The 18091-nt window shown below is 38.3% G+C and carries 17 protein-coding genes; 9 read left to right on the forward strand and 8 right to left on the reverse strand.

Annotation, left to right across the window (positions count from 1 at the left end; translation table 11 throughout):
* Nucleotides 1-114 precede the first annotated feature (114 nt).
* The gene (locus tag CH364_RS11895; RefSeq protein WP_100744660.1) at nucleotides 115-408 is read left to right on the forward strand and encodes an STAS domain-containing protein; all 294 of its coding nucleotides are present in this window, start codon (nucleotides 115-117) and stop codon (nucleotides 406-408) included.
* On the opposite strand, the gene CH364_RS11900 is transcribed toward CH364_RS11895, so the two are convergent.
* Nucleotides 385-2028 (reverse strand): alpha-glucosidase, encoded by a 1644-nt coding sequence (locus CH364_RS11900; RefSeq protein WP_100744659.1) that lies wholly within the window; start codon nucleotides 2026-2028, stop codon nucleotides 385-387. The two genes, CH364_RS11895 and CH364_RS11900, sit on opposite strands and share 24 nt — an antisense overlap.
* 81 nt (nucleotides 2029-2109) lie before the next feature.
* Between CH364_RS11900 and speD the strand changes: the two genes are divergently transcribed.
* A complete protein-coding gene (gene speD / locus CH364_RS11905) occupies nucleotides 2110-2871 on the forward strand; it encodes an adenosylmethionine decarboxylase (protein ID WP_100744658.1) in 762 nt (253 codons plus the stop codon).
* Between the two features lie 6 nt (nucleotides 2872-2877).
* On the opposite strand, the gene CH364_RS11910 is transcribed toward speD, so the two are convergent.
* Both CH364_RS11910 and CH364_RS11915 read right to left on the reverse strand, forming a co-directional pair.
* Nucleotides 2878-3441, reverse strand: a complete 564-nt coding sequence (locus CH364_RS11910) for a hypothetical protein (RefSeq protein ID WP_243401428.1) — start codon at nucleotides 3439-3441, stop codon at nucleotides 2878-2880.
* Nucleotides 3428-4957 carry a methyl-accepting chemotaxis protein gene (locus CH364_RS11915; RefSeq protein ID WP_100744827.1) on the reverse strand — a complete coding sequence of 510 codons (1530 nt, stop codon included), beginning with the start codon at nucleotides 4955-4957 and terminating at the stop codon, nucleotides 3428-3430. Before CH364_RS11915 ends, CH364_RS11910 begins: the two co-directional genes overlap by 14 nt.
* Before the next feature lie 266 nt (nucleotides 4958-5223).
* Between CH364_RS11915 and CH364_RS11920 the strand changes: the two genes are divergently transcribed.
* From CH364_RS11920 to ileS, 3 genes are read left to right on the forward strand one after another with little or no spacing between them, the layout of a single operon-like run.
* On the forward strand, nucleotides 5224-7395 hold the full coding sequence (locus CH364_RS11920; RefSeq protein ID WP_100744826.1) for a hypothetical protein: 2172 nt from the start codon (nucleotides 5224-5226) through the stop codon (nucleotides 7393-7395).
* A gap of 13 nt (nucleotides 7396-7408) precedes the next feature.
* A complete protein-coding gene (locus tag CH364_RS11925) occupies nucleotides 7409-8038 on the forward strand; it encodes a leucine-rich repeat domain-containing protein (protein WP_100744657.1) in 630 nt (209 codons plus the stop codon).
* A gap of 57 nt (nucleotides 8039-8095) precedes the next feature.
* A complete protein-coding gene (gene ileS / locus CH364_RS11930; RefSeq protein ID WP_100744656.1) occupies nucleotides 8096-10837 on the forward strand; it encodes an isoleucine--tRNA ligase in 2742 nt (913 codons plus the stop codon).
* A 65-nt stretch (nucleotides 10838-10902) separates the two neighbouring features.
* On the opposite strand, the gene murJ is transcribed toward ileS, so the two are convergent.
* Genes murJ through lipB form a run of 4 tightly spaced genes read right to left on the reverse strand, consistent with a single transcriptional unit; the run spans nucleotide 10903 to nucleotide 15095 of the window.
* On the reverse strand, nucleotides 10903-12516 hold the full coding sequence (gene murJ, locus CH364_RS11935) for a murein biosynthesis integral membrane protein MurJ (RefSeq protein ID WP_100744655.1): 1614 nt from the start codon (nucleotides 12514-12516) through the stop codon (nucleotides 10903-10905).
* An 11-nt stretch (nucleotides 12517-12527) separates the two neighbouring features.
* A complete protein-coding gene (locus CH364_RS11940) occupies nucleotides 12528-13391 on the reverse strand; it encodes an STAS domain-containing protein (protein ID WP_100744654.1) in 864 nt (287 codons plus the stop codon).
* Nucleotides 13392-13394: 3 nt separating this feature from the next.
* Nucleotides 13395-14375: an LIC_12071 family protein gene (locus tag CH364_RS11945; RefSeq protein WP_100744653.1), complete on the reverse strand. Its 981-nt coding sequence runs from the start codon at nucleotides 14373-14375 to the stop codon at nucleotides 13395-13397.
* 60 nt (nucleotides 14376-14435) lie between these two features.
* Nucleotides 14436-15095 (reverse strand): lipoyl(octanoyl) transferase LipB, encoded by a 660-nt coding sequence (gene lipB / locus CH364_RS11950; protein WP_100744652.1) that lies wholly within the window; start codon nucleotides 15093-15095, stop codon nucleotides 14436-14438.
* Between lipB and CH364_RS11955 the strand changes: the two genes are divergently transcribed.
* The 3 genes from CH364_RS11955 (at nucleotide 15078) to CH364_RS11965 (ending at nucleotide 16884) form a co-directional block, all read left to right on the forward strand.
* On the forward strand, nucleotides 15078-15611 hold the full coding sequence (locus tag CH364_RS11955; protein ID WP_100744825.1) for a type II toxin-antitoxin system antitoxin SocA domain-containing protein: 534 nt from the start codon (nucleotides 15078-15080) through the stop codon (nucleotides 15609-15611). The two genes, lipB and CH364_RS11955, sit on opposite strands and share 18 nt — an antisense overlap.
* The gene (panD, locus tag CH364_RS11960; protein WP_004785828.1) at nucleotides 15608-15964 is read left to right on the forward strand and encodes an aspartate 1-decarboxylase; all 357 of its coding nucleotides are present in this window, start codon (nucleotides 15608-15610) and stop codon (nucleotides 15962-15964) included. Before CH364_RS11955 ends, panD begins: the two co-directional genes overlap by 4 nt.
* A gap of 65 nt (nucleotides 15965-16029) precedes the next feature.
* Nucleotides 16030-16884 (forward strand): hypothetical protein, encoded by an 855-nt coding sequence (locus tag CH364_RS11965; RefSeq protein WP_100744651.1) that lies wholly within the window; start codon nucleotides 16030-16032, stop codon nucleotides 16882-16884.
* A 67-nt stretch (nucleotides 16885-16951) separates the two neighbouring features.
* Here the strand turns inward: CH364_RS11965 and CH364_RS11970 are convergent, their stop codons facing one another.
* Complete coding sequence (locus CH364_RS11970; RefSeq protein WP_100744650.1) at nucleotides 16952-17164, reverse strand: hypothetical protein; 213 nt, start codon at nucleotides 17162-17164, stop codon at nucleotides 16952-16954.
* Between the two features lie 86 nt (nucleotides 17165-17250).
* Here CH364_RS11970 and CH364_RS11975 point away from each other — a divergent pair, with 86 nt between their 5' ends.
* Complete coding sequence (locus CH364_RS11975; RefSeq protein WP_100744649.1) at nucleotides 17251-18060, forward strand: hypothetical protein; 810 nt, start codon at nucleotides 17251-17253, stop codon at nucleotides 18058-18060.
* The last annotated feature ends 31 nt before the right edge of the window (nucleotides 18061-18091 follow it).

The following is an 18091-nucleotide window of genomic DNA, read 5'->3' on the forward strand; positions in this document are numbered from 1 at the left end:
CTTTAGAGCGATTTAGAAAAAAGTTGAGAGATAAAAAATATTTTGAATCGTTTTTCTTTTCCAAACTCTCAGGTATTTTTTTCTTTTACCGTCCATTGATTTGTGAGGGAAAACATGGTCACAAAAACGGTAGAGGAAAATTGTTATCGAATTGAGTCCAATCGACTGGATGTATACTCTGCTGCAAGTTTAGAAGAAGATATGACAAATATCTTCGAAAAAGGAGTCACCTCTCTCTACTTGGATTTTTCCAAGGTAGAAGAGGTTTCTTCCTCAGTTCTCGGTCTACTTTTATACAAAAAGATGATCTATGGAAAACAAGGAGTCAGACTTTTTCTCATCAATGTAAACCCACAGATTCAAAAGATCTTAAAAATTCTAAACCTAAATGCTCATTTTCTTCTGTAGTTTATGTTCGAAAACAAGACCCGAATGACTTGGTAAATGGATCGTTTCTCCCTTAACCATCGCATCGCCAAACTGATACAATAATTTTGATCCTTTTATAACCGGTTCTTTCCCTTCCGTTTCACCAAAATTCAGATATACCGTAATCACTTTATCCCCAAGAAACCTTTCAAAACACAATAGATCACTAAAACTACTCGACTTTGTTCGGACACTTCCCGCTTTTAAAACTTCAGATCCTTTTCTTAAATGAAAGAGCGACTTGTAATGGTTCCAAAGAGAATTTTCTTCTTTCTTTTGGCCACTGACTGTATCAGAAGATTTAAATGCTCCGACAGACAACCATGGCCTTCCTTTAGAAAATCCAGCATTTTCAACTGTATCCCATAACATAGGCAGACGACAATTGTCTCTATTGATATAAATCCCAAGAAGATTGGATAAAAATAGAGGTACAAACCGATTCATTTTGGCAATAGGATCTTTTCCAAGAAAATTAGAAATTCGGCCTTCCTTCCTTCCTATTTCATCTCCATAATACACAACAGGAATTCCTCGAGCTAAAAACTGAAACGCAGACAAAACTTTTGCCTTTCTGATATCACCACCTAATCTGTCGATGTAACGTCTTTGGTCGTGATTACCCAAAACATAGGTCGGAGTGTGAGGAGCAAAAAATTCTTTTTCGTTTTTTTCTAAAAGTTCCTTAAAGAATTTAGCATGGTAGTCAAAGTGAATTAATTCAAACTGAAATACCAAATTGAGCCCATCTGATTTTTCTCCCAAAAAGGATTTTAAAACTTTGTCTGACCCACTCACCTCTCCAATGAGAAATGGATTTTGTTTGTATTTAGAAATATGTTTTCTTACTTCTTTTGCAAATTGAAAGGATTCAGGTAAGTTTAGATTGTATGTTTTTTTCTGAAAGAACGCCTCATCATGGTTATCTGGAGTTGGGAAATATCGAAAGCTAAAAGGATTGTTTTTGAAACTTTCATCTTTATAAATGGAGTTAAAGATATCTAGGCGAAACCCATCGACCCCTTTTTTTAACCAGAAATCTAAAACACCAAACATGGCTTTTTTTACTTTTGGATTTCTATAATTAAGATCTGGCTGAAAGGATAAAAAATTACTATAATAATACTCATCCGTAGTTTTGTCATAGTTCCAACCGGAGGTCCCAACCATTGAAATCCAATTGTTTGGCTTTTGCCCATTCCCCTTTTTCCAAATATAAAAATCCCTTTTGGGATTCTCTTTGGAAGATCGGGATTCTAAAAACCAAGGGTGTTTGTCAGAAGTATGGTTCATCACCATATCGAGTACCACTCGCATCTTCCGTTTGTGGATTTCTTTGATGAGTTTGTCACAGTCTTCCATTGTGCCAAACCGGGGGTCAATGGCGGTGTAGTCGGAAATATCGTATCCAAAATCTTCACCAGGACTTCTGTAAAATGGGGAAAACCAAATGGTCTCCACACCCAATTCACGAATTTGATCCAAACGCCCAAGAATCCCTTTTAAATCGCCAATCCCATCACCATCGGAATCCTGAAAGGACCAAGGGTAAATTTGATAAATTGAAGTTTGTTTCCACCATTCCATTTTCTTTTCCATGACTTTTCTAAAACTTCCCCGTTATTTCAGTTGCCTCTTACCTAAATACCGAATTTCTGTTCTTTATACAAGCAGGTAGCAATGGATAAAGAAAAAATCAAACTTTCCGGTTTCAACAATCTGACAAAAGTTTTGAGTTTTAACCTCTACGATTTTTGCATCACTTTGGATGACGAACAAAAAGGTAGATACGTAAGTTATATCCACGACAAATACAATGCTAGCAAAATTACAGAAATCTCTAAAGAGATTGTCAAACGAATTGATGCAAATATCCTTTCTGTCTCTGCACAAGACTACGATCCTGTAGGTGCTTCTGCTATGGTTCTGATGAGCGATGTCAAAGGTGGGGGCAATCCCATCCCCTCCACACAAGTCAGTATGCACCTAGACAAATCACATATCACTGTCCACACCTATCCAGATGCGGCAGATCCCGATGGGATTTGTTCTTTTCGAGTGGACATTGACATTTCAACTTGTGGAGAGATCATTCCTCTTGACTCCATCAATTTTTTATTTGAAGCATTTGAATGCGATGTGGTGTACATTGATTATGTAGTTCGAGGTTACACACGTTTGGCGGACGGTAGGAAAATTTATAACGACCACCATTTTAATTCGATTTTGGATTTTGTAAAACCAGAACTCAAAAGAAATTATACTTTTTTATCAGATATCAATATGCCTCAAGACAATACTTGGCAAACGAAAATGATGATCAAGGAACTTGGGCCAGAAAATTATTTACTCAATCCAACTGACATTTCTCATCCCGATGTTCCAAACAAAATGAAACTCCTAAGAGAGGAAATGAAAGAAGTTTACCACATGATCCATTAACGTTAGTTAATGGATATTTGATTCTACTTCTTTTTTTATTTCTAGCCATTCCTTCTCACCTAATTTCGGTATTAAATACATAACATTGCGGTTGGGTGGGACTAAAAAAAACTGAGTTCCATGTTCGTCTCTTTGTTTTAATGAGGGATGAATTGGCATATAAGCACCTAACTTTCGATAGAAGCCGATTTCCTCGTCTGTTTCTGTTTTTAGTGCCTTAATCTGTATACTTTTTTGGTAATAGACCAAATAGGAGTTTATCGCTTCTTCTGATTCACTGGGGTCTGTGACTAAAAAATAAAATGAAGATTGGATATCTGGAAATTTTTCTTTAAAACTACGAAGTGCCTCTAGAGCCAGCGGGCATTTTTTACCACAACCCACAAGGCCAGGATAAATCCAAATCCAAGTGCCATTTGGTTCTTTTGAAAACTTTTCGGAACAAAAGGGACAATCTACAAACCGAGTCTTTCCACTGTAGAATGCGATCGCAAAACTCAAAAAGATCAGTAGAAAGAGGCCAAAACCAAATAACCCAATTCGAATCAAAAAACCATTACGATTTGTCATCATCAATGATTGCAGATAAAGTTTCTACTGAATCCTTCAAACCGTGGAATATAACATTCCCCTTATCTATGAGCCCAATCATATTCGCACAAGTTCCTAAATTGGTTTGTGTTTTTACATTTAAATCAAGAATGGAATTTGAAATTTCATCCATACTTGTAGATTGTTCCTTACTTGATACTTGCATCTCTTGGGCAATTTGATCCAAGGTAAGTAAGGCCTGTTCTTGTTTTTCAAAGGCAGAAAGAGTTCCTGTAATTTTTACTGTCAGTTCTCGCATTCCTTCTTCTGAAGAAAGAATTGACTTCACAAAACTTTGAACTGTTTGGTTGATTTGATTGGATTGTTTAAAACTAACCTGGATGGCCGATTTGATTTTTCCTGAAATGGAAGAAATATTTTTTGTAGCTTCTGCAGTTGAATCGGCAAGTTTTGAAATTTCGGAAGCAACAACAGCAAATCCACGTCCTGCATCTCCTGCACGGGCCGCTTCAATCGAAGCATTTAACGAAAGTAAGTTGACCTTTTCTGCGATATCAGAAATTAACTCTAAAATTTCTTCCATTTTTTCCGAATCGTCAACAGCGACTTCCATGGATTGGTAAAGACCAGTAAATTCTGTTTCGGTTTTTTTAACACTATCAGCTGACTCCTGGATTTTGGAACGCATCACTTCCAATGAAGTCACAAACCCTTCACTCAAACTAAATAAATTTCGATTTAATTCCTCAACCGTTTTCACTTCACCAATTTGGCGATTGGAACCTTCTAAAATCAATTGGCTGGAAGCTGCCGTTTCTTCTGTTGCAGCCGAAATAGCCTCAATGGAAGAAGATTGGGTTTGAAAAGATGTTTGAAATTCTTTTACTTTTTGCGAAATCAAATTGGAATTTTCAAAAAATGTTTTTGTTCCAGAGGATACTTCGTCTACAGCCGCAGTGACGCCTGCAATCACCGTTTCCAAATTCGTCTGTGCTTCTATTTGTTTTTTAAGTTCCAAAACAGAACGAATGGAAAAATAAATGAGAATTCCTGTTTCAAACACTACAAATAATGCGTGGGTAAAAACGATCTCAAGACCTGTTCCATAACTATACACAATTACTTTGGTTCCAAAAATAACTGTCCCAAACTCTTGGATGTAATTTCCCACTAAGTGGTGTACGGCGATTGTCAAAGCAGCTACCAATAATACTCGCCAGTCTTCATAAACAAATAAAATGGCAAGGGCACTGAATACATGGAAGTGCATTTCGATGCGACCAAACTGAGCTTGGATCATAAGAGCACTAAACATCATAAGAGTTGCCCCATTCCAAGCCCTAAGGAAAAAAGTTCCGCGTGCTATCTTATAAAAAATAAAGGAAACAAAGGAAATCACCACAGCAGAAAGCGTGACGACGGTAGTGGCACCATAACCCAATGAGAGAAAAAAAACAAGAGGAGTGTGAGCCAAAATCGCCCAAAGAAAAAATGTATCTACTTTTTTTTGGCGTTCCGATAAAACTGCTGCCAATCTAATATCCATATGATCATAGACGAAAAAAAAGGAAGGAAGTCTAATCAATAAATTATTTGATTATAAAATTAAATATTTTAAGTTTCTTATCATTTGAAACGTTCCGATTTTGTTTCTTAAAATTTGCGTATAAATACAAATTCATCTGTTCTGTTGGTTTCGGTTTGTCTCCTATTTGTTTTGTGAATTTGGACCGAAGAAATCCCTAATTCTCTCTTGATTTGTCCAAAATAGATTTTGATACTTGCTCCAGAAGGTATATTTTGGAACCATTTTCAGATCCCACCGATTCAGAAACTCCACTTACAGGAGATACAACGGATCCTTCCTTTTTCATCCAATTACCTAAAAATATAGCAAGTTATTCCATGACTTCGCAGGCTATATTAGAAGAACTTCGTGTGAGACATAGACGGTTGGAAATGCATGGCAGTGCCGAAATTACACCTTCATTGCTTCTTACGGTTGACTCCATTCCCGAATTACTCTCAAAACAAGTGCAACTTACAGAAATGCATAAATCGCAAGCAGCGATTACGGAAGCGTTTAAGGAATTAGCAGGCCTTACGGAACACAACAGGGAACCTGTGGTTTATTTTTATCCTTTTTTATTGCAGGTAGATAATAAACTCACAATGCGAATCAGTATGATTGCACCACAAAACAGAGATAAAACTGATATTGTTCCTTACCGTCGAGCCTGTTTCAAATACAGCGTAGATTTGATTGACCTTCTGTTAAAAAACAGGGCAAGTAGAGAATATGTTTTAGAAGAAGAAAACCCTGGATCCACCTTGGTTCGAACAGACCAAAAAGGAAATACCTATTTTTTCCCTACCAAACTCAGTTATGAAACGGAATTAGAATTAATGATCCGTAAAACAATGGAGTATTTTGGATATATCCCCATGAAAGATTTTATCCAAGATGTGATTTCAAGAGGGAAAGAAACTGCAAAACTTGTTGAAATCATTCCAGGATACCACCTCATTTTGCCAAATGGATCACATAACCCTGAATATGCGCGTCATTTCACAGTCCAATTGGATGCCCTAAAAGTATTTTCATTTCCCTATCTAAAACGATTTGCAAACGAAAACAAATATGTTGGGTTTTTAGAAAAACTATCCGAATTGGAAATTAGTTTTCCAACTCAAACAGAAAAACTTCTCAAACTAGGAAATAGCCTTCATCCTAAACTCACATCCCTACTCGAAGAATTTCCATTTGATAAAATCACAACAGAAGAAGGCAAACGAGTTGGAAGTAGTATCAGGGAAAGTCTTTTCATTTTAGACAAACTTTCCAAACGCTTAAAAGAACAGAAAAAGGAAGATTCCGAAGAAGCTGTTACCACACTCATTAAACTTCTTGGAACAAGAATCGAAGACAATACAACAAACACTCTCACCCTCACAAAAATTGATTTAAAATCAGAAGTAAAATTTTTAGGACTGAAAAGCGATAAAGAAATCACTGACGTCATTTCTAAAATTGTTACTTCTCTTTCCGAAACCTATGGTTGTTTGGAAATGAAGGAAGATACATTCCATGTCCTATTTGCATTGGATCAAAAAAAACTTTCCAAAGTAGAAGCAAACACTTTAACTCTTGCAAAAACAGATTCAAATTATAGAAACGAACTTCCCATCCTCGACCAAATCCGTGTGATCTTAAAAAATAGATCAGATGAAAACATAGACAAAGAAGAAATTCCTGAAAAAGAATTAGAAGAAGATAACAATTCAAACCAAACGAATTCCGGTGATCCACGGATTTCTTTTTCTGCACTCCAAGAAAAGTTCCATGTGCCGATTGGCGTTTTTAGTTTTTTAGCATTAGCATCCTTAACCACTGTCATTTCTTTATTCTTAGGTTCTTTAGAATATATAGTGAGTGGATTTATGTTTAGTTTTTTAGTGGGACTTTTTCTTGGTTATCTTTATCGGAACGATGGAAAAAAGATACAAATCCCAGAAAAACAAACATCCATTTCACCGAAAGAGAATAGATCACTTGGTATTGCAAAAGTGGCAGAAGGATTTATTTATCCTAAAAAATTCAATAGCATTGCAGAAAAGGTTTTTGATTTCAAACGATTACGAAATCATATCGAAGATTGTGTAGAAGACATCAAAATTCAACTTCCGGCGAACGATCAGAAAAAAGATACAAACAAAATTGTGGCAGAAATCGAACATGCCATCTTACAAATTTCAGTGGTGATGAAAATTCCCGAAGCCATTCAATTAAAAAATAGGCCCAAGGAACTCATTCTTTCCAAAGCAGACTTTCGCACTATTTTATTTCGAACCCAATTGGCAGAATACTATCGAAAGGAAGCAAGTATTTATAAATCAGACCGTGACCAAATGGATTACATCCAGTTTATCATTCGAGAATTAGAATTTGGCTATAATAAATATTTGAAATGATAAATCTGGTTTTATGAAGTCTTTTGTATACGCAACACTTACGATTTTTTTTCTAACAACCTTTTCACAGTGTACGAATAAGGATGTAGTCAATGCAGAGGAATGGTTAGAAAACCATAAAGAAGATCGGGTCCTAAACCTTTCGAACAAAGAAGTGGGAGTCCTTCCTGCATCTATAGGAAATTTAACAAAAGTAGAGGAACTCACACTCCAATACGACTCACTCAAAACAGTTCCCAAAGAAATAGGAAACCTAAAACAATTAAAAATCCTCAATCTTTTTGGAAATCCACTCCAAACGCTACCAGATGAAATCGGAAATTTAGAAAACTTAGAAATCTTACTTCTAGGTAGAACAGATTTTCATGAGATCCCACCTGTTTTAACAAAATTACAAAAATTAAAAACACTGGCATTGGATGAGACCAAAGTGCAACTAACAGAAGCTGACGTAGAAGTGATCGCCTCTCTTCCTAATTTAGAAATCCTAGATTTAAGCCTTATGCGGGAGTATAAAACTCTTCCCAAAAACCTAGCAAAACTGAACCATTTGCGACAGCTTGTTTTACAGAAAACCCTTCTCGAAAAATCCGATGTAGTTAGGTTACGGGACGAACTCCCCAAGGTTCGCGTCAAACTCTAAGGTCACCATTTTTTTTCCGTTTTCTCTTTGGCCTAGACCACAAACATTGGTCTTACTATGGCCAAACCAGAAACGGAAAATCCTTATTCTAAAACGGTTCTTCTCCCTGAGACCTCCTTTCCCATGAAAGCCGACCTGGCAAATCGTGAACCAGGTCAAATTAAAATTTGGAAGGAGAAAAAAGTCTTCCAAAAGATGAAGGAAATTCGTAAATCCAAACCTTCGTTTGTTTTACACGATGGACCTCCTTACGCCAATGGAAATTTCCATGTAGGCCACGCCCTCAATAAAATTTTAAAAGATATCATTGTTAAATCCAAATCTCTTTCCGGTTACCAAACAGACATGATTCCTGGTTGGGATTGTCATGGTCTTCCTATCGAAGTACAGGTGTTAAAGAATCTTGGAAAAGAAGCAAGGAACACTAGCCCCAGTGAACTTCGAAAAAAATGCCGTGAATATGCGACAGAGTTTGTCGGAAAACAAGGGGAAGATTTAAGTCGTTTTTTATGTTTCTTTGAAGATGAAAATAAATACCTGACTATGGCTCCTGAGTTTGAGGCGAGGATCGTTGAAGTTTTTGGATCCCTATTCGAAAAAGGATATATCTATAAAGGAAAAAAACCTGTGTATTGGTGTATTGATTTAGCGACTGCCCATGCGGAAGCAGAAATCGAATACCAAAACCATGTCTCCCCTTCTATTTATGTAAAGTTTGCAGTGAAGGGAGAAACCGACACTTACTGTTTGATTTGGACCACCACTCCTTGGACACTTCCGGCAAATCTTGCGATTTGTTTTAATGAGGAACTAGACTACTCTCTTTTCCAATCTGATTCTCATGGAAGACTGATCCTTGCGGATGGATTAAAAGAAGCTGTTGAACAAAAAACAGGAATCACTCTCACAAAAATTCATTCTTTAACGAATGATGACCTTAAAAAAATGACCTTCTTACATCCGTTTATTGATCGTGAATCTATACCTTTATTTGGAAACCATGTTACCTTGGATGCAGGAACGGGTTGTGTCCACACGGCTCCTGGTCATGGAACTGATGACTACCGAGTCGGAACAGCAGCGGGACTTCCTCCTCTATCTCCAGTGGATGATTACGGTCGTTATACGGACGAATTTGAAATGATGAAGGGAATCAAAATTTGGGATGCCAATCCTAAAATTGTGGAACTCCTCCGAGAAAAAAATGCCCTCGTACACTTTTCTGAATTCACACATTCCTATCCACATAGTTGGAGGAGTAAAAAACCACTGATCTTTCGTGCGACCCCACAATGGTTTTTTTCCATCGATCACGCAGGTCTCAGAGAAGATTCACTTAGAGCCATCGACAAAGTACAATGGATTCCGGATTGGGGAATCACTCGCATCCGTTCTATGGTAGAATCTAGACCTGACTGGTGTTTATCGAGACAAAGAAACTGGGGTGTTCCAATTCCTTCCTTTACTTGTAAAACTTGTGGGTTCACTCATCTAGACGACAAAACAATCAATCACTTCATCCAAATTGTAAAAAAAGAAGGAATCGAAGTATGGTATGAAAGAGAAGCAAAGGACCTTTTACCTGAAGGAACAAAATGCTCCAAATGTGGATCAGATGATCTCAAACAAGACAAAGATATTTTGGATGTTTGGTTTGACTCAGGTGTTTCCAGCTTTGCTGTGTTTGGTGATTCTCTCGACCGCGAACCAGCAGACTTGTATTTGGAAGGTTCCGACCAACATAGAGGTTGGTTCCAATCTTCTCTTTGGCCATCCATGGCGATCAGAAAAAGACCTCCATACCGATCTGTCCTCACCCATGGTTATGTGTTAGATGAAAAAGGACACGCTATGTCCAAATCCCTTGGAAACGTCATCAATCCTACAACAGATATCATCAACCAATACGGAGCTGATATTCTTAGGCTTTGGGTCTCCACCCAAGATTTCCGAGACGATGTCAAAATTGGAAAGGACTCTATCAAAACCGTTGCCGAAGCCTATCGTAAGATCCGAAACACCTTCCGGTATCTATTAGGAAATACAAAAGCTGAGGTTCTTGCTTGGAATCTAAATAAAGAAAATTTAGAACCAATTGATCAGTATTACCTGCATAAATTAGCCAAACTAAATGAAGACGTCAAAAAATTGTATGAGAACTACCACTTCCACCAAGTGTACCACCGAGTTTTAGTTTTCTGTACGGTTGACTTATCTCAAGACTACTTTGAAATCATTCGGGACAGAATGTACTGTGATGCCAAAGATTCAAAAACTAGAAAATCTTCTGAATACGTTTTGGCAGTCATTTTAGAAACCTTAACCAAACTCCTCTCACCTATCCTTTCGTTCACAACAGAAGAAGTATGGGCTGAATTTGGTTTAAAGGATTCTGTGTTTTATTCTGATTTTTCAGATTTATCTTCCTTACTCAATGCAGACTTAGAATCCCAATTCGAACCCATCTTTGCTACCAAAGAAGTGGTACAAAAAGCACTGGAAGAAGCAAGAAAGTTAGGAAAACTTGGGAAATCACTGGAGGCTGAAGTACTAGTTACTGGTGATTCCCTAAAAGATACAAAGTTTACCAAGGAAGATTTGAGCCTTTTCTTTGTGGTATCGGAAGTTTCTTTCGACGCTAAGGAAATTGGAGAAGTATTCTCGGAATGGAAGGGAGAAAAAGCCTCCATCCAAATCAGAAAACCACGCCATCACGAATGTCCAAGATGTTGGCGTCATGTTTCTGAAAAAGAAGGATCACTTTGTAATCGCTGCGAATCTGTTGTGTCCAAACACTAAAAATAAAACTTAAACTGGATGCGTCACCAACTAAGAGTTTGGTGGCGTTATCTCAAGTAAGTTATTTATCGAAACCTTCTAAAAAACCTACCTACAATAATATCGGCTTCGGGTAATTTGGTAATCCCTGCCACGGCAAAATATAATACTACTGCAGGAAGGATCGAAACCACAAGACAAAGCCTACTGACATTAGCAAAACCAATCCCTAATGATTCTGATAGATAAGAAACGAAGATGGGTTTCAAAACCCATTCAGAAACCACCAACCAAAGAAAAAGTCCAAAGAGAGCTGGCACCATTTTTAAAATACGAAACCAAACCGTAAGAAATGGAATTTTCACTTGGTGGGCCTTAAGATAAAACAATAACAACGAAGAAGTCACAGAGGCACTCAGAGCAGATGCCAATGCTATGGCTGAATGTTTTAAGAAAAACATAAGTCCGATACTGACCACAACACTCAGCCCAAAAGAAACTAACTGGATTCTTAAGGGAGTTTTAGTATCAGAAAATGCATAATAAGAAGACACCAAAACCTTATTGATGCTATAAAAAGGAATGGCAAAGGAATAAAAGACCAATGGATAAAAAGCAGTGATTGTTGCCAAATGGTCCCAACGTCCCCCGTAATAGATAGAATCCAAAACGGTTTCTCCAAGGACCGCCAAACCAATGCTTGCTGGGAGTGTCAAAAAAAAAGCAAAAGACAATACATCAGTAATTTCTTTGGGAACATTTTCTTCTCTTCCTTCCCTTAGATCTTTCAATAGCGAAGGTAAAATGGTAGTGGCAAGCGCAACTCCAATGATTCCTGTAGGCAGTTGGACAAGTCTTTGAGAATAATCCAAACTTACTACAGCTCCAAGTCCTGGATTTTGATTCTGAATGTAGTTTGCAAGAAAGATGTCTACAAGGAGTCCAATTTGATAGAAACTCCCACCAAGGGCCGCAGGTAACATTAGTTTGAAGATTTTACGAATCGCAGGGTGTTTTAAGTTCAAACGAAATATCGGACCGAATCCATTTCTGTATACATACCAAGCCTGGACAATCAGTTGCAACACTCCTCCAGTGACAATTCCATAAGCTAGGACAAAAACTTTATCTCGAATCTCATGGTAATAAGGAAAAACAAAAATAAATACTATCAGATAACTAAAGTTAAGGATGATGGGAGATAAGGAAGGGACAAAATAATTATGGTGTGAGTTAGAAATCGACATAAAAATCGAAGACAAACTGGCAGTCATAATGAGAAAAAAAAGAACTAATGAAAGTTCAACGACGAGTGTTCCATATTCAGGAGACCCTCCTACGAGTGCTGGTAAAAAACCCGCGGCAAAAAACCAAAACAAAGCAACAAAAAGCGACAGACAAAAGAAAAGAAAACTTAGGACGGTTCCTGCCATCACCCGAGCATCCTTTATGCCCATCTTTTCATATTCAGAAAAAATTGGCATAAAGGATTGGCTTAAGGTTCCCTCTGCCAGTAAGTTACGAAACATATTAGGGAGGCGGTAGGCCACACTAAATGCCGAGGCCACCATACCTGTCCCAAAACTAACAGCCATAAAGTGGTCACGTACGAGTCCCAAAATTCGGGATAAAAAAGTATAAAAAGAAAGGGCGAGCGAACGCCTGGTACTTGACTCACTTCCCTTCGCTTGTTTTGTCATAAGACCAGGTTTTAGATGGGATTCAATTTTTCAAGAAAACGGATAGAACCACTTGGACTCATCTGGAACTGCGTGGAACACCCTGGGCATTCATGTTTCCCAAACTTATGAATTCGCAACCTTGTCCCACAAACTTCACATTGGATGATTCTTTCGACTGCTTCCAATTGTTTTGTTTTGGATTGGATGTAACTCGGGATTGTGATTGGTTTTTCTTGGATTTCGGGATTGGTTTTATAAACTGCAAATCGTCTTTCCAACTCATGGTTGAGAGTGTCTTTGATTTCCAACCGAAGGCTATTTAGTTTTTCTTCTAATAAAGATTCCATAGGAGAAGAACTCTTTTCTGGCGTGTTCGGATTTTCCTCTACTTCGGAAATAGATTCCAGTTGAGATACCGGTTCTTTAGAACCAATCGAAGAATCACTTCCCTTCGATTTTCCTGTGAAATAAAACCTGATTCTATTTTCATCTTTTAAAGATGAGGGGCTAGTCTTTGGTTCCGTATCGGATGATTTTGGTTCTGTTGGTTCTGGTCGTCTAAGTTCGGCCTGTAATAAAAATCCTTCAGCTTGGGTATGATCACGAAAGATCGGTAACTGATCAAAAAGTCCGACAAGACCGAGTACATCTTCCACTTCTTGTTTCACTCCGTAAATGGCATACACTGCTCCCATTTTTTTGGTTTGTTTGTGAATTTTAACAAGAATACTAATTCCATTGGATGTAATAAAATCCAAGGCACCAAACTGAAATAAAAACTTTCGATAACCCTTGTTTAGCTGCGATTCAAAATAACGGTAAAAATCCTCTGCACTGGTTCCGTCCAAACCACCTTTCAATTGAATGGAAAATACTTTGTCTTTTGGTTCCATGATTTATCCTAAAAAGATCGCATCGCGAATCGGAGTTTGGTTGGGGTCTGGGGAAAGAGTAGAAACCAGAGGACCTTCAGACAAAATTTCAACTTCACTTTCTTTTAACAAAGTTTCCGATTGATTTTGGTTTTCTGTTAAATCCACAACAGGTTCAATTTCTGACTCTTTTGTTTCGATTGTTTTTTTCTCAAACAAAGGAAGGTTAGAAGATTCTTTCGGGATTACTGATGAATCTCTTGCAACTAACATTGTATAAGTCACAAAAGCTCCGGTTAAAATCAAACTAACAACAAATGCAAAAACAACATAATTAATAACCATCCACTCCACAAGTTTCCATTGGTTTTCAAAGAGTAAACCTAAGTTCCCCCTTTCATATACCAAAATGACAAGCCCAGAGACATCCAATGTTCCTGGTTTGTAAAGTGGTGAAGTGAGTCTTACCGTGTTTGATTTAGCAAGTGGCAAATACGAAAGAACCCATTCAAAACCTGATCTTACTTTTGGATCCCGTTTGGAATTTAAGATGGGATTTTCTCCATTTTCAGCCTCAGACCATTGCCATTTTTTCATCCGAATTCCTTTTTTAAAAAAAGTGGAATGGAGTAGAACCTCATCCGGATTTCTTTTTTTTAATTCATCTGGGGTATAAATGGTATCTGTAGAAACAAGAAGAATGGCATCCGCAGAATACAAACTGATCTTTCGGATATAAAATTCTTCAGGATCATTTTTGGATTGTTCTACATAACGATGAAACATTTTTTCTAGTTCTATATAACCTTCATGATTCAGCCTCTGTTCCGAACTTTTTGCAAGTGCCAAACTTAAATCACGAGCTCTATGATCCGAAACAAATTGTTCTTGGGTCAGAGCATTTTGTAAAGATTCATAAAAAGTCCAAACCACCGCACTGAGTGCCAAGGTTTCACAGAGGAAAAAGAAAAGGATAAAGGATAGAAAAAAACGTGAATATTTCATAGATCCCCCTTATACCTTTCGGCCAAATCCATAGATTTGCAGAGGAAAATACAAAGGAAATTAATTGAGTTGGTCGATGAACTTTTCCGTAAAAATCTCTACAAATTTTCTCCGTTTCTTCGGGAAATCCTTATCTTTTCCCAACCTAAGGAGGGAGGTCATATCTTCTGACTTGGCACCACAAGGATTGATGAGCGAGAAGGTAGATAGGTTGTTCACCCCATTCAGAGCAAATCCAAAACTAGTAAAATAAGATTTTGCGTAAATTCCTTCCGAGACCAGTTTTAATTTGGGAGCCTCCACTGCGTAAAGACCTGGAGCTTTTGGATTTTCTTCCACAGAAAGATCCCAAGTTTCCTTAATGGATACCACCAAACTTTGATTTAAGGCACGTAAAAAATCACCCAAACTTAGGTTCCTTTTTTTCAGATCAATATGCAAGTAACCAACAATCTGGCCAGGTTCATGGGCGGTAAAGTCTCCACCCCGGGGCAAGGTCACAAGCTCCACTCCAAGAGCGGAAAGATGGGCAGGCGAAACCAAAAGATTTTCCGCTTTCGCACCAATGCCCCCTGTTAAACATGGACTGTGTTCTAAAAAGAGCATGGATTCCCTTCGATTTTTCCTGGAATTTTCCTGGAATTTCACGTATCTTGTGTAAGAAACAATCGAAGGAAACAGGTAGGAAGGTAGTCCTTTTCGATGGAGAAACTTTGTCATGCGATCCTTTGGATCCTCGAAAAATCACCCAATGGGAGAGCTCGTCTCGATTTGGCGAAACTGCTCTACTATTCGGATGGTGTTCATTTCCAAAAACATGCGGAGATGATCACAAGAGGAGACTATATCCACTTAGAAGACTCCCCTTACCCCGTCAAACTGAACGAAGCACTTTTATTTTTGAAAGAAAATGGCCATATCGATGCCAGTCCGAAAATTGAAGGAAACGGAATCCAAGGTTTTACTTTACGTTTTTTGAAGCCATTAGAGGGTCTTGTTCTTTCTCGGGAAGACAAACGAGTGATGATGAAGGTGGTGGAAGCCTTCAGGGGAAGAGTGGTGGACGAAAATCGCCATTACCCCAATCTCTACGAAAACTACGTAGTCACCCCCCTCTTCGATGCGATCCCTTTTTCTGTGGATCGGATCAATACGAAAATCCATGTTCTTGTACAAAAAAGCCTTTTGAATCTATCAGGCAAAATGTTTAGAGTTTTATTTGAGAGGTCAGAATGATCATCACTGTTTGCAAAGGCAAAGTCCATAGAGCCGTCGTCACTGAGGCGGAACTCCACTACGAAGGCAGTCTTACTGTTGACCAAGACCTTATGGATTTGGCCGGAATGAAACCTTATGAACAAGTTTCCGTCGTGAACGTCAATAACGGGGCACGGTTTGAAACCTACCTGATCGTTGGTGAACGTGGTTCTGGAACCATCTGTTTGAATGGGGCAGCGGCAAGGCTTGGGATGAAAGGGGACAAAGTCATCATCATTACTTATGGCCAGGTGGATGAAAAAGACCTTCCTGCTGATTACAAACCCAAAGTGGTTTTCGTGGATGAGAACAATCGCCCGAAAAAAGCCTAATTTCCCTAATTTTTCCAGGGCTTTTCTTCGATACTATCTGTATAAACCAAATTGGTAGTCGGAACATGAACAAAACAATATTTGCCATTTCATTCACCCTGCTCACTTGTGCTCTCTTTGCCCAAGAATCAGGGAATACCCAAGGGTCGGGGAACGCAGTTGCCTCTTCCAAAGACAACCGCGACTTGTATCCACTTTCTATGTATGATTCAAGGATTCGTTTAAAAAGTGTAAACTTTGTTAGGCGACATGCTGATACAGGAAAAGGCGAATTTTTGGATGTCCAAGTGGAATTAGAATCTAGAGTTCCTGAAAACAATGAATATGCGATCTACGTTCTTGCTGGATTTGAGGGAGACCGTACCAATCCAGATGAAAGAAAACTAATCCCATATCCTGCGTGGAGAAAGGCAGATCCAGAAAAGGATGATAGAACTTTATACTTTTCCAATGTTATGCCTACACCAGTGACTGCTAAAGAAATTTGGGGTGAAGAAACTTTCGCAAAGAAAAAAGCTGAAGTAGAAAAACGCCATTTTGCAGGATTTGAAGCAGAAATGCCAGAACCTACTTTTACAGAAGTGGTGGATTACCTTTGCAAAAACAATGCAAAAGCACTTCCTTTCACACTCTTTGGTGAAACTGGTCCTTCTAAAGACAAACAAGTAATCTATAATTATGTGGCTCAAACTGAGGATGAGAAAAAACGCCAAGTGCATGAAACTCTTCCCAAACACACCTATACAATCTACAATAACAAGTATCGTGCGACGGTAACAAGCCACCACTACACACAATACCGCCCTAACTTCCTATCTTTCAACAAAGTGGCCGTTTTAGTTTTTGATACTAAAAAACCAACCAATAGCCTTCTTTTTAGAAAGTTCATCGATATCTCTGACTTAAGAATTACTTATTAAGTGATTGTTTCCAAGACCAGATTGGTCTTGGATTCCGACAACTGGCCATAAAAAATCGGAAACGATTTTAGTGGTCGGTGCCTTCCGGGCGGATGGGGGGGAATTGTTCCGAAGCCCTCACCCTCCACTCGTCTTCAGGATGGTTCAAATGCAGCCAACCATTTGCAAAATCCCAACGCCCATCCAAATCCAAAAAATCCCAGAATATCGCCTGGTTCATGTATTTGTAGGTGTCGAGTAGATCGAGTAGATCCCTTTGTTTCCTGGGAGTATTTTCCATTCTATTCCAGTTTCGGTAAGTTACCCGACGGGTCGACGTTTTTTATGGACAAATCCGGTCGGATCTGCCGAAAATGATACCAGACCATGGCGATCACAAAGGAAAAAAAGGCCGACTTCAATGACAAACTAGTAGATTTTAAAAACTACTTAGAAGAACTGAAAAAGGAAGCCAATATCTTCAAAGCACAGGCCAAAAAAAGTAAGGACATGGAACCTTATTTTAATCTCTCCCTCGCCATCAACTCCATCAAAACGATTAACACCTGTATTGTGATCAATGAACTTTCCACTGCGATTTTGGAAATCAATAACAACAACTACTTAGAAACAGCGAGAAAAGAAATTTATAATTGCATTTCTTATATTGAAAAAACTGTGGGAAACAATGTGGATGGTTCCCTTTCTGAAAACAAAGAACAATTGGCAAAAATTGAAAGGTTCACTCCCACCCAAAGACTAAACCTCATCAAAGGCCTACTCCAGGCCATGAAAAAAACAACAACTGCCTTTGGAACCAACTCCAAGTGGAAATGGTCTTGGCCAGACATCAATTTTCGGGTGGCCGCTTGTACAAAAAACCTTTTCGACTTCATCGCTTATGAAAGAGAACAGGATCTTGAAAATCCATATTACTACATTCGAAAAGAACATTTTAATCTTGTCATAGAACTTGCTAACCAAGCGGCCCAGGATTATAGGACAAAATTTGAAATGTCTACACAAGATTCCACAGATTTGAAACATTCTGTAGAAATGTTAGAGATGAATCGTAAAATTTTTCAAATTACAGGCGAAAATGAGGATTTGGAAAAAACAAAAACACTGATTGAGTCCTTCCAACAAAAGATCGCAGACCTCGAATCCGACGATAAAAAGAAAAAAAAGAAACAATAATCGACGTTTTTCCCTAGAATCCCCAGTCTAG

It is taken from the genome of Leptospira harrisiae (assembly GCF_002811945.1).
Lineage (GTDB): Bacteria > Spirochaetota > Leptospiria > Leptospirales > Leptospiraceae > Leptospira_A > Leptospira_A harrisiae.

Bases quoted from the DNA above. Each gene is read 5' to 3' on its own strand.
- CH364_RS11925 (WP_100744657.1), top strand. From the start codon at position 7,409: ATGAAGTCTTTTGTATACGCAACACTTACGATTTTTTTTCTAACAACC.
- CH364_RS11895 (WP_100744660.1), top strand. From the start codon at position 115: ATGGTCACAAAAACGGTAGAGGAAAATTGTTATCGAATTGAGTCCAAT.
- CH364_RS11955 (WP_100744825.1), top strand. From the start codon at position 15,078: ATGGAGAAACTTTGTCATGCGATCCTTTGGATCCTCGAAAAATCACCC.
- lipB (WP_100744652.1), bottom strand. From the start codon at position 15,095: ATGACAAAGTTTCTCCATCGAAAAGGACTACCTTCCTACCTGTTTCCT.
- CH364_RS11940 (WP_100744654.1), bottom strand. From the start codon at position 13,391: ATGGAACCAAAAGACAAAGTATTTTCCATTCAATTGAAAGGTGGTTTG.
- murJ (WP_100744655.1), bottom strand. From the start codon at position 12,516: ATGACAAAACAAGCGAAGGGAAGTGAGTCAAGTACCAGGCGTTCGCTC.
- CH364_RS11975 (WP_100744649.1), top strand. From the start codon at position 17,251: ATGGCGATCACAAAGGAAAAAAAGGCCGACTTCAATGACAAACTAGTA.
- CH364_RS11970 (WP_100744650.1), bottom strand. From the start codon at position 17,164: ATGGAAAATACTCCCAGGAAACAAAGGGATCTACTCGATCTACTCGAC.
- CH364_RS11900 (WP_100744659.1), bottom strand. From the start codon at position 2,028: ATGGAAAAGAAAATGGAATGGTGGAAACAAACTTCAATTTATCAAATT.
- CH364_RS11910 (WP_243401428.1), bottom strand. From the start codon at position 3,441: ATGACAAATCGTAATGGTTTTTTGATTCGAATTGGGTTATTTGGTTTT.
- CH364_RS11965 (WP_100744651.1), top strand. From the start codon at position 16,030: ATGAACAAAACAATATTTGCCATTTCATTCACCCTGCTCACTTGTGCT.
- speD (WP_100744658.1), top strand. From the start codon at position 2,110: ATGGATAAAGAAAAAATCAAACTTTCCGGTTTCAACAATCTGACAAAA.
- CH364_RS11945 (WP_100744653.1), bottom strand. From the start codon at position 14,375: ATGAAATATTCACGTTTTTTTCTATCCTTTATCCTTTTCTTTTTCCTC.
- panD (WP_004785828.1), top strand. From the start codon at position 15,608: ATGATCATCACTGTTTGCAAAGGCAAAGTCCATAGAGCCGTCGTCACT.
- ileS (WP_100744656.1), top strand. From the start codon at position 8,096: ATGGCCAAACCAGAAACGGAAAATCCTTATTCTAAAACGGTTCTTCTC.